Annotated in this window: 17 protein-coding genes; 6 read left to right on the top strand and 11 right to left on the bottom strand. The window is 65.7% G+C overall.

The annotated features are described in order from the left end of the window. Positions 1-182: 182 nt before the first annotated feature. Both VOI29_RS15570 and rimO read right to left on the bottom strand, forming a co-directional pair. Positions 183-2,099, bottom strand: a complete 1,917-nt coding sequence (locus tag VOI29_RS15570; RefSeq protein WP_323780512.1) for an AsmA family protein — start codon at positions 2,097-2,099, stop codon at positions 183-185. Between the two features lie 278 nt (positions 2,100-2,377). After that, complete coding sequence (rimO, locus tag VOI29_RS15575; protein WP_323780515.1) at positions 2,378-3,781, bottom strand: 30S ribosomal protein S12 methylthiotransferase RimO; 1,404 nt, start codon at positions 3,779-3,781, stop codon at positions 2,378-2,380. Positions 3,782-4,023: 242 nt separating this feature from the next. Between rimO and VOI29_RS15580 the strand changes: the two genes are divergently transcribed. Next, on the top strand, positions 4,024-4,278 hold the full coding sequence (locus VOI29_RS15580) for a CDGSH iron-sulfur domain-containing protein (RefSeq protein ID WP_323780518.1): 255 nt from the start codon (positions 4,024-4,026) through the stop codon (positions 4,276-4,278). 67 nt (positions 4,279-4,345) lie between these two features. Here the strand turns inward: VOI29_RS15580 and VOI29_RS15585 are convergent, their stop codons facing one another. From VOI29_RS15585 to VOI29_RS15595, 3 genes are all read right to left on the bottom strand, one after another. Further along, positions 4,346-4,609, bottom strand: a complete 264-nt coding sequence (locus VOI29_RS15585) for a DUF6455 family protein (protein WP_323780520.1) — start codon at positions 4,607-4,609, stop codon at positions 4,346-4,348. Between the two features lie 94 nt (positions 4,610-4,703). Next, complete coding sequence (locus VOI29_RS15590; protein ID WP_323780523.1) at positions 4,704-5,090, bottom strand: YigZ family protein; 387 nt, start codon at positions 5,088-5,090, stop codon at positions 4,704-4,706. 2 nt (positions 5,091-5,092) lie between these two features. Beyond that, positions 5,093-5,806, bottom strand: a complete 714-nt coding sequence (locus VOI29_RS15595) for a M48 family metalloprotease (protein WP_323780526.1) — start codon at positions 5,804-5,806, stop codon at positions 5,093-5,095. 149 nt (positions 5,807-5,955) lie between these two features. Between VOI29_RS15595 and VOI29_RS15600 the strand changes: the two genes are divergently transcribed. After that, on the top strand, positions 5,956-6,192 hold the full coding sequence (locus tag VOI29_RS15600) for a hypothetical protein (RefSeq protein ID WP_323780529.1): 237 nt from the start codon (positions 5,956-5,958) through the stop codon (positions 6,190-6,192). Positions 6,193-6,194: 2 nt separating this feature from the next. On the opposite strand, the gene VOI29_RS15605 is transcribed toward VOI29_RS15600, so the two are convergent. After that, positions 6,195-6,476 (bottom strand): DUF167 domain-containing protein, encoded by a 282-nt coding sequence (locus tag VOI29_RS15605; protein ID WP_323780532.1) that lies wholly within the window; start codon positions 6,474-6,476, stop codon positions 6,195-6,197. Positions 6,477-6,662: 186 nt separating this feature from the next. Here VOI29_RS15605 and VOI29_RS15610 point away from each other — a divergent pair, with 186 nt between their 5' ends. Both VOI29_RS15610 and VOI29_RS15615 read left to right on the top strand, forming a co-directional pair. Then, positions 6,663-7,250, top strand: a complete 588-nt coding sequence (locus tag VOI29_RS15610; protein WP_323780535.1) for a nitroreductase — start codon at positions 6,663-6,665, stop codon at positions 7,248-7,250. After that, positions 7,247-7,936 (top strand): EI24 domain-containing protein, encoded by a 690-nt coding sequence (locus VOI29_RS15615; protein ID WP_323780537.1) that lies wholly within the window; start codon positions 7,247-7,249, stop codon positions 7,934-7,936. The genes VOI29_RS15610 and VOI29_RS15615 overlap by 4 nt, the downstream gene beginning before the upstream one ends. 272 nt (positions 7,937-8,208) lie before the next feature. On the opposite strand, the gene VOI29_RS15620 is transcribed toward VOI29_RS15615, so the two are convergent. Both VOI29_RS15620 and mce read right to left on the bottom strand, forming a co-directional pair. After that, positions 8,209-8,484 carry a DUF1467 family protein gene (locus VOI29_RS15620; protein WP_024089317.1) on the bottom strand — a complete coding sequence of 92 codons (276 nt, stop codon included), beginning with the start codon at positions 8,482-8,484 and terminating at the stop codon, positions 8,209-8,211. A gap of 56 nt (positions 8,485-8,540) precedes the next feature. Then, positions 8,541-8,945 (bottom strand): methylmalonyl-CoA epimerase, encoded by a 405-nt coding sequence (gene mce / locus VOI29_RS15625; RefSeq protein WP_024089316.1) that lies wholly within the window; start codon positions 8,943-8,945, stop codon positions 8,541-8,543. A gap of 177 nt (positions 8,946-9,122) precedes the next feature. Here mce and VOI29_RS15630 point away from each other — a divergent pair, with 177 nt between their 5' ends. Together VOI29_RS15630 and VOI29_RS15635 are read left to right on the top strand one after the other, a co-directional pair. Then, positions 9,123-9,842 (top strand): response regulator, encoded by a 720-nt coding sequence (locus tag VOI29_RS15630; protein ID WP_323780541.1) that lies wholly within the window; start codon positions 9,123-9,125, stop codon positions 9,840-9,842. Between the two features lies 1 nt (position 9,843). Then, positions 9,844-9,990, top strand: a complete 147-nt coding sequence (locus tag VOI29_RS15635; RefSeq protein WP_323780543.1) for a hypothetical protein — start codon at positions 9,844-9,846, stop codon at positions 9,988-9,990. Positions 9,991-10,093: 103 nt separating this feature from the next. On the opposite strand, the gene VOI29_RS15640 is transcribed toward VOI29_RS15635, so the two are convergent. The 3 genes from VOI29_RS15640 to VOI29_RS15650 all read right to left on the bottom strand — a co-directional run. Further along, a complete protein-coding gene (locus VOI29_RS15640) occupies positions 10,094-11,302 on the bottom strand; it encodes a DUF1501 domain-containing protein (RefSeq protein ID WP_323780546.1) in 1,209 nt (402 codons plus the stop codon). 15 nt (positions 11,303-11,317) lie between these two features. Next, positions 11,318-12,703, bottom strand: a complete 1,386-nt coding sequence (locus VOI29_RS15645; RefSeq protein ID WP_323780549.1) for a DUF1800 domain-containing protein — start codon at positions 12,701-12,703, stop codon at positions 11,318-11,320. Between the two features lie 213 nt (positions 12,704-12,916). Next, positions 12,917-13,448, bottom strand: a 532-nt coding sequence (locus VOI29_RS15650; protein ID WP_323780552.1) for an amino acid--tRNA ligase-related protein, incomplete at its 5' end; no start/stop codon positions are given.

Here is a 13,448-nt window from a genome sequence, read left to right on the forward strand (position 1 = left end):
TCGCAGGCGATCCGCGCCCGCCTCCGGCGGGCGCTTTTCTTTTGGCTGAGAAGCGATGCAAGGGCAGGTCTGCCCTTGCATGCGCCAGTTCCATTGTAAGGCGCCTGCGGCCGCGTCAAGGACAGGCCGGGCTTTGCCCGGGGCCTTGCGGCTCTCCTTGACCCGGCGTCCGGCTGGCGGGATCAGTCGCCGCCCAGGAGTTTCAGCAGCTGGTCGCGGGCCTCCTGTTCGATGCGCTGCTTCAGCACATCGTTGATGTCCTGTTCCGGAGCGATTTCCGTTTCCAGGTTCAGCTCCTCGCTCAGCTTCTGGCGCACCCGGTCCTTGGCCTCCTGCCCGACATCATCAATTCTGGTCTGCAGCGCCTGGCTCAGGTCCGGACGGATATCCGGATCTTCCCAAGGACCGGTGATCCGCACCGGGATGGTCAGCACCTGATCACTGCCTGCCCGCACCAACTGGGGAATAAACAGATAATCCAGATCCCGCGCGCCCAGTCCGATCCGGCCCTTGCCTTCGGCCCGGAACCCCTTGAGCAGAACCAGAAGGTCCTGGTTGCGCAGGTTGCCGCCTTCGAGTGTGTAGCTGGCTGTCAGCTGGTCGAACACGGTGCTGCCGCCATTGCCGCCCGAGCGCATCAGCTGCTCCAGATCGAAGCCGGTAAAGAAGCCTTTGCCCGCTTCCAGCCAGCCCTTGCCGCTGAGCGAGCGCATGATTGCGTCAATCGAATTTCCGGACCCGAGGAATTCCAGCTCCCCCAGCGCCGCGCCGTTCAGCCGGCTGTAGCCCGTGGTTTCCCCCAAAGCCCGCTCCAGCCTGATACCATCGAACGAAAGCGTGCCGGCCACCGACAGGCCATCGCGGTTGTTGGCCACCACCTGCCCCCGTATCTGGCCGCCGAACATGGATGCGGGCAGGAATTTCAGCACCGCGCGCCTGCGGTCGAGCGTCAGGTTCAGCGTGCTGGCGCCGAGATTCACACCGCCGGTTTTCAGGCTGTCAAAGGACAGATCCACGGCGGCATCGGCCAGCCCCAGCACCGAGGCATCAATTGCGTCCTTCGGCCAGCCGGATGCAGCGGCGCCGCTGCTCCCGGTACCGCCCGGCCCGCCGGAAAATGCGGAAAAATCCAATGCGCCGCCGCGCAGCTGCGCGGTGATCTCAGGCCGCGGCTTGAACACGGCATCCGCTGCGCCGGTCAGCCTGTTGCCGCCCAGTTCCACCGCCAGGTCGCGCATCGACAACCGCCCGTCGGCGGTATAGGTCACATCGGCCCCGAATACGGCCTTTTGCGCCAGGGCATCCGGCAGGAACAGCCCCAGCGCGACACCGGTCTGCAGCGCGTCATCAGCGCCAAAGGTCAGCCGCCCGCTGGCCTCGCCATTGATATCGGCATGGCCGTCAAAGCGTCCCTTGCCGCCCGGTGCGGTGACGGTTGCCCCGACCGAGGACACCTTCCCCGCCAGGAACGCCGCAAAGGTTCCGATTTCGGCATCCACCTCCACCGGCTCACCGGCCGGACGCAGGGTCGCCTTGGCCTTCACGGTTCCATCCGGGTCCGGCCACAGCAGGCTGAGGTCGATATTTTTCATCTCCACCGGCGCTTCGCCATACGCGGCATAGCGCAGCGAGGCCCCGGTCAGCTCCACCGCCTCAATCCTGAGCGGCAGCGCGCCGCTGCCCCCGGCAGAGGCGCCGCCTTGCCCGGCTGCGGGCGTGCCAAAGACCCAGTTGCCAGTGCCGTCCTCGCGGGTGGCCAGGTTCAGATGCGGCAGAATCGCCGAGATTTCCGTGACCCGCACGTCGCCCTGCAACAGCTCTGCCGCCGCCACCCCGATGGTCAGCCGCTCGGCCCGCAGCATCGGCGCGGGGCCCGCCCAGTCCGCATTGGACAGCGTCACCGCATCCGCCTTGACCCCCAGTGTCGGCCAAAAGGTGAACCGCACCTTGCCGCCGAACTCCAATTTGCGCCCGGTCTGGGATTCCAGCTGATCGGCGGCCAGACGCGCGATTTTCTCGCCCGGCAGCAGCAGCAGCAGCGCCGCCAGTGCCACAACCGCCAGCACCAGTGCCGTCACGACCCGGATTATCAGCTTCATCGGCCCATTCCTCATGTCTTGCCCCCTTGTTCCGCCAAGGGGCTTTTCCCCAGCTTACCGCTTGGGGGACAGGGTGCAAAGCAGGATACACCGCCCGGCATCAAAGCTTTGCGTGCTTCGGGAGGGATTTACCGCAGCCGGCACCGCTGACGCAGGTATTGCTGGGATACAAGCCAGCCCCGGGAACCCCGCGGCTGGACAGAGAGAGTGCCGGGCTTCCAGATCAGCTGCGGCCACTCATCTGTCGTTCTTGCGAATTACGTTCCGGTGAAGCCTGTTCAGCGCAGCGCGCCCCACAGGTCATACTCCCCGGCCTCGTCCACGTCGACTGTCACCAGATCCCCCGCCTGCAACCCGCCCGTGCCCTCATCAATGAACAGGTTGCCGTCGATCTCCGGTGCGTCAGCCTTGGTGCGGCAGGTGGCGATGCCGTCTTCGTCGATCTCGTCCACGATCACTTGGCAAGTCTGGCCGACCTTGGCCGCCAGCTTGGCCTCGGAGATCGCCTGGGCCTTCTCCATGAACCGCTCCCAGCGCTCCTGCTTAACCTGTTCCGGCACATGGTCCGGCAGATCGTTCGACCGGGCACCGTCAACGTTTTCGTATTTGAAGCAGCCAACGCGGTCCAGCTGCGCCTCGTCCATCCAGTCCAGCAAATGCTGGAACTCACCCTCGGTCTCGCCGGGGAAACCGACAATGAAGGTGGAGCGCAGGGTGATATCCGGACAGGTCGCGCGCCAGGCGCGGATTTCGTCCAGCGTCTTGGCCGCCGCCGCCGGACGGGCCATGCGGCGCAGCACATCCGGGTGAGCGTGCTGGAACGGGATGTCCAGATAGGGCAGCAGCGCGTTGTCCGGGTCCGCCATCAGCGGGATCAGGTCGCGCACATAGGGGTAGGGGTAGACATAGTGCAGCCGCACCCACAGCTCGTCCGCCGGGGCCAGCTTGCCCAGCTCGCGGGAGAGGTCCAGAATGTGGCTGCGCACGTCAGCGCCCTTCCAGGGGTGGGGCGAATATTTGCGGTCCAGCCCATAGGCGGAGGTGTCCTGGCTGATCACCAGCAGCTCCCGCACCCCGGCCTCAACCAGCTTTTCCGCCTCGCGCAGCACCGCGTGGACCGGGCGGGACGCCAGTTTGCCGCGCATGTCCGGGATGATGCAGAACTTGCACTTGTGGTTGCAGCCCTCAGAGATCTTCAGATAGCTGAAATGCCGCGGGGTCAGCTTGACGCCCGCCGCAGGCAGCAGGTCGACATAAGGGTTCGGGCTGGGCGGCACTGCGGAATGCACCGCGTCCAGCACCTGCTCGTACTGATGCGGGCCGGTGACCGCATGGATACGCGGGTGATGCTCGCGGATATAGTCGGGCTCGGCGCCCAGGCAGCCGGTGACGATCACCTTGCCGTTTTCCTTCAGCGCCTCGCCGATCGCTTCCAGGCTTTCCGCCTTGGCACTGTCGAGAAAGCCGCAGGTGTTGACGATCACCGCATCGGCACCCGCGTAGTCGGGCGAAATGCCATAGCCTTCGGCGCGCAGCCGGGTCAGGATGCGCTCGCTGTCCACCAGCGCCTTGGGGCAGCCGAGCGAAACCATGCCAAGGGTCGGCTGGTCCTTGCGCGGCGCTTCACCGAACTGCGGGCGGGGGGCGAGGTCGGGGCGGAGGTCTGGCGGATTGCTGGTCATTCGCGCGCGTATATCAGGAATGTGGCAGGAGGCAAGAAAAACGGAGGGTGCCCTGCCTGCGCGCACCGGGTACCGGGTACCGGGTACCGCCCGATCCCCCGTGGAAAGGCGTTTCACGCCCGGCCAGAGCCAGTCGCCGCGCGTGCCTTGCCGCGGGGTTGTGACCATCTGCCCCTCCCCTCGCGCCAAATCCCTGCTACGCTCTGGCCAAACCGCCACCAGCCAAGGAGCCCCCCCCAGCCATGCCAAGCGACAGTACTCCAGCACCGGAAATCGCCCAGAAAGCCCCCTTCCCGGTCGAGGTAAGTGAAGGAAAGACCTATTTCTGGTGCGCCTGCGGCAAGTCCAGCAAGCAGCCGTTCTGCGATGGTTCGCATAAGGGGACGGCGTTTGCGCCGGTCAAATACACCGCGGAGAAGGACGGCAAGCTGTTCTTCTGCGGCTGCAAGCACTCAGGCAAAAAGCCCTTGTGCGACGGCAGCCACGCCAAACTGTAGCAGACCATCCAGCCCGCCATGCCTGCCAAGCCCGCCGGGCTGGCAGGCCGCGCTGCGGCCTAAGGCATCAGGCCTGCTGTTCGTTCAAATAGCCAAGCAGATCGCGGTTGCGGCAGAAATCGGGCGCCTCGGCACCGGGGCGCACTCCGCCGGCCAGCCACTTGCGGCAAGCCCCGGCACCGCCGCAGCGGCTGCAGCGCAGCACCGCCTCGGCAATTTCGTCAAAGCGCAGGGTGCCGGCAACCGCCTCTTCCTCCAGATCCAGCCCGACGGCGCCGGCCATCCGGTCAAACAGTTCGGCGTGCTTTTTCAGATCGGCATAAGTGGTCATCGCGCAGCTCCCCGGAATCCTTCATTTCGGGTACAGCTTAGCGGCAGCGCGCAGGCGCTGGTTTGATGCAGGTCAAACGGGACTGTGTTCAGCCTCAATTCCCGCCCAGATGGCCGAGATACGCCCGCACCGCATCCTGCACCCGGCGGAACCGGTCGCCGCCCAGTTTCTTACCGCCATACCAGCGGGTGACGATGATCACATGGTCCGTCAGGCCCTCGCGCTCGATCATCCGCAGGATCACCATGCCCGCGCCGCTCTCGCCGTCATCAGCCTTGAGCCCGCCTGCGGGCAGCATCGCGGCCCAGGTGTTATGGGTGGCCTTGGCATAGGCGCGGTCGGTCTTCAGCTCAGCCAGCACCGCGTCGACCTCCGCGCGCGAGGTGACCCGCGCGCCGGTCACCGCATAGCGCGAGCCGCGGTCGCTCAGCACCACGCCCAGCCTGTCCAGCACGGGCGCAGCCTGGTCCTTGGCGGCCATGCTCAGTTCAGCCCGTGGCGGTCGATGGTGGCCTGCACCACCCGCACCCGGTCCGGATTGGCGGGGTGGGTGCCCAGGAAACGGTCGCCCGGATCCGGCAGCCGGTTGAAAAAGCGCACGCCGATGCTGGGCCGGTAGCCGGACTGATGGGTGATGATGGTGCCCAGTTCATCCGCCTCCAGCTCGAAATCCTTGGAATAGGTGCGCGCGCCGACATAGCCGCCCACATCCTGGGCGGTGGACACAGTTGCCGCGCTGCCGCCCGCAAGGGCTGTGATCAGCCCGGCGCCGACGCTGACCAGCGCCGAGTTCTGCGCCTGACGCGCCAGATGGCCGCGGATATGGTGCGCCGCTTCATGCGACATCACAAAGGCCAGCTCATCCTGATTGGCGATCTGCCCCAGCATCCGCTGCGTGAAGGTGATCACCGGCCGCCCCGAGCGGTCAAGGCTTTGGTAGGCATTGGGCGCTGCATTGGGATTCGGATCGATGCGGATCAGAAAATCGCAGTTCAGCCCCTGGGTCCGGCTGCGGCACGCCCGTTCAGCCACCGGCTCCACCCGCCGGCTCACCGAGGCAAAGGCGGTGCGCGCCTCCCCCGGTGCCATCCCCTGCACCCGCGGTGTCTGGGCAGCCGGCACAGAGCGCGGTGCAGGTTCAATCGCCACATCACAGGCGCTGACGGCCAGGGCAAGCAGACACAGAAAACGGCGCATGGCGGATCCTTTTGCGGTTCGCCTGCACTTTATCGCGCAAGGCCGGCGGAAGGCAATCGCCCGGCAGCGGAACCCTGCCGCCCGAATCCTGTGATAGCCCGTGATTGCAAGGCCTTGCCAGCGGCCGGACAGCAGTGCAGGCTGGCCTTATGTTTACCATCGAACACGAATTCGACTCGACGGTCATAACCCTGGTGGATGAGGACGGCCCGCCGCTCATCGAGGATGTGACCATCAATTCCTTTGCCGAGTGCGTCACCGTCGAGCAATACGACGCGCGCACCGACAATGTGCAGAAAATCACCCTCTCGCACCTGCAGGTGCGGGATCTGGCCGCCGCGCTTGATCTGCCCGAGGGCGTCTACCGGCTGGTCGGCGAAGACTAGCCTCAGGCCGGTCCGGTATAGACGAACACCTTGCTGCGCGAGGCCGCGCCGCGGCGCAAATTCAGATTGGAAGCCGCAGTGCCCATTGCCGCGGCAAGCAGGCTGCGGACGGCCTCGTTGGCCTTGCCGTTTTCCGGCGCCGCGGTGACCGAAACCTTCAGCCCCCCCTCTGCCGGCACAATCGCATTGCGCGCCGCCTTGGGGGTGGCCCGCACTGCGATCTCCATCCCCGGCACACATAAATGGCCCAGGTCCGGCAGGTTTTTCTTCTTTGGCTTTCCCATGGCACCAGACATGCCCTGTGCAGCTCGCAAAGACCATAGGCCTTGCCGCTCTCGCTCCGGCAACAGCCCCAGCCCCGCCGCCTGCTGCCTTTGCAGCACAAGTGCGGCAAGCCGGGCCCGTTGGCCCTTGAAAATTCCCGCCAGCTTGCCGAAATAGGCAGCAAAAGATGTAAAAAGGTTTCACATATGCCCGCACGCCCCGCATGCAACGACGCCGCCCTCGACTTCCTGCTGTCGCGCCGCTCGCGCCCGGCCAAGACGCTGGTGGCGCCCGCGCCCTCGCGCGAGGAGCTGCTGCCGATCCTGACCGCCGCGGCCCGCACGCCGGATCATGGCAAGCTGGAGCCCTGGCGCTTCATCGTGGTGGAGAAACCCGCGATGACCCGCCTGGCCGCCCTGACCCAGGCGGCAGGCGCGCGACTCGGCAAAAGCCCCGAAGACATCGCCAAGGGCCGCAGCCAGTTCGACCAGGGCCAGCTTGCGGTGGTGGTGGTCGAGGTGCAGAAGGACAGCCCCAAGATCCCCGCCTTGGAACAGACATATTCCGCAGGCGCCGTCTGCCTCGGCCGGCTGAACGCTGCCCTGGCCTCGGGCTGGGGCGCCAACTGGCTCACCGGCTGGGCAAGCCATGACCGCGGTTTCTGCCAGGCGGCCTTTGATCTGGCCGAAAACGAGCGCATCGCCGGCATTGTTCACATCGCCACCGAAAGCACCGCCCCGCCCGAGCGCCCGCGCCCGGACCTGGATGCCATCACCACCTGGGTAAGCGCATGATCTTCAACGCCTTTTTCAAGACCCTCGGCCAGACCGGCGACCCGCGATTCCGCAAGGTGCTGTTTCTTGGCGTCGGTTTGACCATTGCCCTGCTGATTGCCGCCTATGCAGGCTTTCTGATGCTGATCCAGTGGCTGGTCGGCCCCGAAGCCACTCTGCCGCTGCTGGGCGAGGTCACCTGGCTTGATGACCTTTTGTCGATCGGCTCGCTGTTCTTCATGCTGGTGCTGTCGGTGTTCCTGATGGTGCCGGTGGCCTCCGCCATCACCTCCTTGTTTCTCGAGGAGGTCGCCCAGGCGGTGGAGGACAAGCACTATCCGGCCCTGCCCCCGGCAGCCAAAGTGCCGTTCTGGGATGCGGTCAAGGACACGGTGAACTTCCTTGGCCTGCTGATTGCCGCCAACATCCTGGCGCTGTTCCTCTATGTGCTGTTCCCGCCTGCGGCACTGTTCATTTTCTGGGGTCTCAACGGGTTTCTCCTGGGCCGGGAATATTTCACCCTCGCCGCCGCCCGCCGCATCGGCACGGCCGAGGCCAAGAAGCTGCGGCGCAAACATGCCACCACCATCTGGGCCGCCGGCACTTTGATGGCGATGCCGCTGTCAGTGCCGCTGGTGAACCTGGTGATCCCGATCCTGGGTGCAGCCACTTTCACCCATATCTACCACGCGCTGTCCCGCAGATAAGGCACTCCCCTCCCCGCTGCAGCCGTGGCGTGGCTGCGGCGGGTTGAGAAATGGCAAGCGCGTCTTGAGACGCAGCCCTGCCTCTTAGGCGCGTCTCAGCCAAAACACTTCCTACAGTCTATTTTTTTTCACGTGGCGGTACACAACCAGCTCCGGCCCGGGCTGGCCGCCGCCGCGCGCCCGCGCGGCGCCATGCCCAACGGGCCCGGATGCAGGTCCTGCATCCAAGCCGGGCGGGAGCCGTTTTTGCAGACCATCAAAATGCCCGCGGCTCACTCCTGCGCAGGCAGCATCCCCATCCAGTCGAAATCACGCACGCTGATCAATTCGGACAGGATGATTCCGGCAACAAGTGCCCAGATCACCGCTGCCGCACCGGTGGTGATCCAGGCTTTTTGCTTCAGAAAATGCTTCTCCGGCGCCCCCGCATGGGTGCCCGGCACCACATCGCCCCGGTCGCCCTGAGTTTCCAGCCGGATCGGGATGATCACCAGAAAGGTCAAGAACCAGATCACCGCATAAAGCACGATCGCTGATGTAACACCCATGGCTCCGCCTTCCCGAAATTGCCCCGCCCCGCAGCCGGGACAGGGTGCTCATACCGTCAAACTTCTTCGAGTTCCACCAGGCAGCCGTTGAAATCCTTGGGATGCAGGAACAGCACCGGCTTGCCATGGGCGCCGGTCTTCGGCTCGCCCGTGCCCAGCACCCGCGCGCCCTCGGCCTGCAGGTGATCGCGCGCCGCCAGGATGTCCTCCACCTCATAGCAGACATGGTGAATGCCGCCCGCCGGGTTCTTCTCGAGGAAGCCGTTGATCGGTGAGTTTTCCCCCAAGGGATACAGCAGTTCGATCTTGGTGTTGGGCAACTCGATAAACACCACAGTGACACCGTGGTCGGGCTCATCCTGCGGTTCTCCGACCTTGGCACCCAGCGCATTGCGGTACTGGGCGGATGCGGCCTCCAGATCGGGGACGGCAATGGCAACATGGTTCAAACGGCCAATCATCTCTGTTGTGCTCCTCTCACAAAGATTTCCTCCGCTCCGGTTATGCGGCGGATGCTGCGCCGCGGCAAGTGCGCCAATCCGCACGGCGGCCTGCCGCGGCAGCTGAGCCCGCGCCGTTAACCAGTAATTAGCCTCGAATCCCTAGCGTCGGAGCCTATCCCGCAAGGAGGATATGTTATGGACGATTCGGAATTGTTTGCTGCCGCTCAGCGCCTGCCCGTCAGCCGGCGCCCGCTGCTGGGGCTGACCATCCTGGTGGTGGAGGACAGCCGCTTTGCCTGCGAGGCGCTGCGCCTTCTGTGCCTGCGCAGCGGTGCCCGCATCCGCCGCGCCGACTGCTTGAAATCTGCCCGGCGGCATTTGCAGGTCTACCGCCCCTCGGTGCTGATTGCCGATGTCGGCCTGCCGGATGGCTCCGGCCTCGATCTGATCGGCGAACTGGCAGAGGCCAGCCCGCGTCCCAGCGTGATTCTGGCCACCTCGGGCGATTCAACGCTTGAACAGGCCGCGCTCGACGCCGGGGCCGGCGGCTTTCTGGAAAAACCGATCACCTCGCTTGCGGCTTTCCAGGAAAGAATTCTGTCAAACCTGCCGCCCGACCGCCAATTGTCCGGCCCGCGCGCCTTGTATGACGAAACGGTGGAACCCGATTTCCTAGCCTACCGCGATGACATGGCCCATGCCGCCGATGTGCTGAACATAAATCCGGAAGATAAAACCCTGGCTTATCTGGCGCAGTTTCTGGGCGGCGTAGCCCGCAGTGCCGGCGACGGCCCGCTGGCCGAGGCCGCCGACCGCCTGGCCCTCTCCCGGCGCAAGGGCAAACCGCTGACCCAGGATACCGCAACCCTGGCCGGCCTGGTGCAGGAGCGGCTGGAACGCCGCGCGGCGATCTGAAATGATCGAAGCCTGTCTTATCGCCCTCGCCACGCTCGTCATCGTGCTGTACGGCCAAACCCGTCTGGAGGCCCGCGCCATCCGCCGCAACCGCAGCCGCAGCCACCAGGACGGCCGCGCGTTAATCCTCTCCTCACGCAATCCATAGGCCGCCCTGCTAGGACACGATGGCCAGCAGCTTCAGGCGGTGCCGGGCCCAACGGCTCAGACCGTTCCCTGAACGGGAAGAGCGGGCGGGAGATCCGCCGCTCTTACAAAAGCAGACCGGGGTCCTCTGCCATCGCCAGCCCCGGAAACACCGTTGTCTCCAGATCGGTTTTCCGGGCCCCCGCCATCCCATGCATCAGCCAGGCAAGATGCTGCCGCACATCCGCGGTCGGCATCAGATCCCGGCGGTCATAAAGATCAGCCTCCGCCAGCCCCGGCCAGCGCCCCAGCACCCTGCCGCCGCGGATCGCCCCGCCTGCCAGCAGCATCGCACCGCCGGTGCCATGATCGGTGCCGCCAGTGCCGTTTTCGCGCACCGTGCGCCCGAATTCGGTCACAGCCGCCACCGCCGTCTTGCCCCAGATCCCGTCCCCCAGGCCGCTGCGCAGCTTCAGGACCGTCTCCGACAGCCGCCCCAGCGCGGATTTCAGGCCGTTTGCCTGGCGGTAATGCGTATCCCAGCCATTGATCGAAAACGCCGCGATCCTGGTATCGCCGCGCAGCTGCTGCGCGGCATAGGCGGCAATCTCGGTATGCGCTCTCCCCCTCGGCGCGGCCTGCATCATGCCGCTGTCCCCGCTGCCGGCCACTTCGGACCCCAACGACAGGTCCTGCCGGGTCAGCTCCAGCGCCTCATTCAAGGCCTTGTGGAACAGCGGATCCTCTTCCATCAGCAGCCCCGCCAGCCGCTCGGCCTGCGGGCTCATGGCCAGCCCCGCCCCCGGGGCCCAATGGGAGACCGGCGCTGCCCCGTCCAGCAGCAGCATCCGCTCCTGGCCGATCGCAAAGGCGGTGCGCGCCTCCACGCCGGGCATCTGCTGCAGCAACCGGTTCAGCCAGCCGTCCCTTGCGTCCCCCAATGCCGCGGTGCCCGCTTCCAGAATGTCCTGGCCGTCAAAATGGCTGCGCCGGTCGCGGTAGGGGGTGGACACCGCCTGCACAAACCCCAATTCGCCTGCGCGCCACAACGGCAGCAACGGCGCCAGGCCCGGATGCAGGGCATAGAACCCGTCAAGATCAGCCGCCCCGGCCTGCGGTCCGCCCGACAGAGTCTGCCGCAATCCGGCCAAAGCGGGGTCGCCGTAAGGCTGCACTGCATCCAGCGCATCCATGCCGCCGCGCAGGATGATCACCACCAGCCGCGTGTCCCAGGGGGCCGCGGCAAAGCTGACCGGCGTGACCAGCGGGCTGGCCGCCAGAGAACAGCCCAGCATGGCAGAACGGGTCAGCAAGGATCGGCGTGTCAGGTGCATGGTGCAGGCCTCCTGTTAGCGGCGCTGAAAGGCAGGAGAGGTCAGGATCAGCCCGACCGCCTCTGACTGGGTTTCGGCGGCGCGGGCCGCAAACCGGACCCGTTCGCTGGCATACCGGCCCAGCGCCGCAGTGGCAAAGCCGCGCGGATCCGGCAGCGGCTGCGCCAGTTGCCGCGGCGCAGCCATCGCCCAGCGCAGGCGCGCGGCCAGGGCTTGCGGCGTGATCCAGGACATATCCTCTTCCGGCCAGCCGTCCGGCCCGCCGGAAAACTCCCAGCGCTGCCCCATCGGCGTCAGCGGCGCCAGCAGCAGCCGGTTCAGCTGCCCTGGCTTCAAGGCGGAAAACCGCGACTCGGGCACCGCCAGCGCCCTGCAGGCAGAGGCCACATAGTCAAACGGCGGTTTTACATTGGCCAGAACCGGCTGCCAGGCCGCGGGGTGTTCCAGCAGGGCGGCATAGACCTGCATCAGGTCGCCGCCGCTGTCCTGATAATGCGCCGCCAGATGCGACACCAGACCGGGGTCGGGCTGGTCAGAGGTGAAATGCACCGCAAGCTTCCTGGCGATATGCTGCGCGGTGGCAGGGTGGCGCGCCAGGTCGCGCAACGCCGCCAGCACCTGGCCCAGCTCCGGCTTGCCGCCGCCATAGGTCTGCCCCAGCACGGTTTCAGCCCCCGGCTCAGCCATTCCGGGGCGGAACACAAACCCCTTGTCCTGCGAGGCGCTCAGGCCGGTGAACAGCTCGGCCAATTGCCGCACATCCGCCTGGCCATACGGCCCGTCGACGCCCAGCGTGTGCAGTTCCAGCACTTCGCGGGCCAGGTTTTCATTCAGCCCGCTCAGGCGCTTGCGCCGCTGCGCTGCCCGGCTGCCCGGCCCGGCCGAGCGGTTCTGGTCCAGGTAGTGCAGCATCAAGGGGCTGGTGGCAGCGGCAATCAGCATATCCTCGAAACGCCCCCCCACATGCGGCCGGATCACCGTTTCGGCATAGGGCGCTGCCAGAATGCGCAATGCAGCGTTTTTCCCTTGCGCGGTAAAGTGATCGGCCCAGAACAGCACCAGCCGTTCACGGAAGGCATCGCGGGTAAAGACATGTCGCAGCAGCCTTTGGCCATGCCACCTGAAGCGCGCCGCATTATGGGCCCGGCGGTACGCCTTAAAGGTTTTATCCGCGGCCTCATACCCTGGCTGGCCTTCCTGCCGCTTGCGGTCCCGTCTCAGCCGCTGGAACTCCCTGGCGCGGGCAGAGGCTTCGTCAAATCCGCTGACCGGAAATCTGAGCGCCATCTCATCGGCGTCCTGCAGACGGCCGAGCATGGCCTCAGCCGAAACCGGAGGCCGCACCTGCGGCGACAGCCCTGCCCCAAAGCGGATCTCCGCCAAATCTCCGTCAAACTGCATCGCCCTGTTCTCCCTGAACGGACTGGCTTCGCCGCAGGTTAGAGCATCAGCGCCCGGGCCCACAGCTGATTTTCAAGTGATACGCAGATCTCCGCGCGTTCCGTCGCCTGATCTGCAGATTTGCGGAGCTGCAGCCCTGCAAAAATTCCGCCTTTGCCCCACGACAAAGGCCCGGACAGTCGCCCGGGCCTTCTTTCAGCATCAAAATGCGGATTACTGATCCTGCGGAATCACCCGCAGTCCCAGTTCCATCAGCTGTTCGCTCATCGGCTCGGACGGGGCCGACATCATCAGGTCTTCGGCGCGCTGGTTCATCGGGAACATGATGACCTCGCGGATGTTGGCCTCATCCGCCAGCAGCATCACCATGCGGTCGATGCCGGCCGCACAGCCGCCGTGCGGCGGGGCGCCGTACTGGAACGCGTTGACCATGCCGCCGAACCGCTTTTCGACTTCGTCCTTGCCATAGCCGGCGATCTCAAACGCCTTGAACATGATCTCCGGCTTGTGGTTCCGGATCGCGCCCGAAACCAGCTCGTAACCGTTGCAGGCCAGGTCGTACTGATAGCCCTTCACCGACAGCGGATCGCTCAACAGCGCGTCCATGCCGCCCTGCGGCATCGAGAACGGGTTGTGCTCGAAATCGATCTTGCCGGTTTCCTCATCCTTCTCGTAGATCGGGAAGTCGACGATCCAGGCAAAGGCAAAGCGGTCCTTGTCGGTGAGGCCCAGCTCTTCGCCGATC

This window comes from Leisingera sp., from assembly GCF_034669605.1.
Lineage (GTDB): Bacteria > Pseudomonadota > Alphaproteobacteria > Rhodobacterales > Rhodobacteraceae > Leisingera.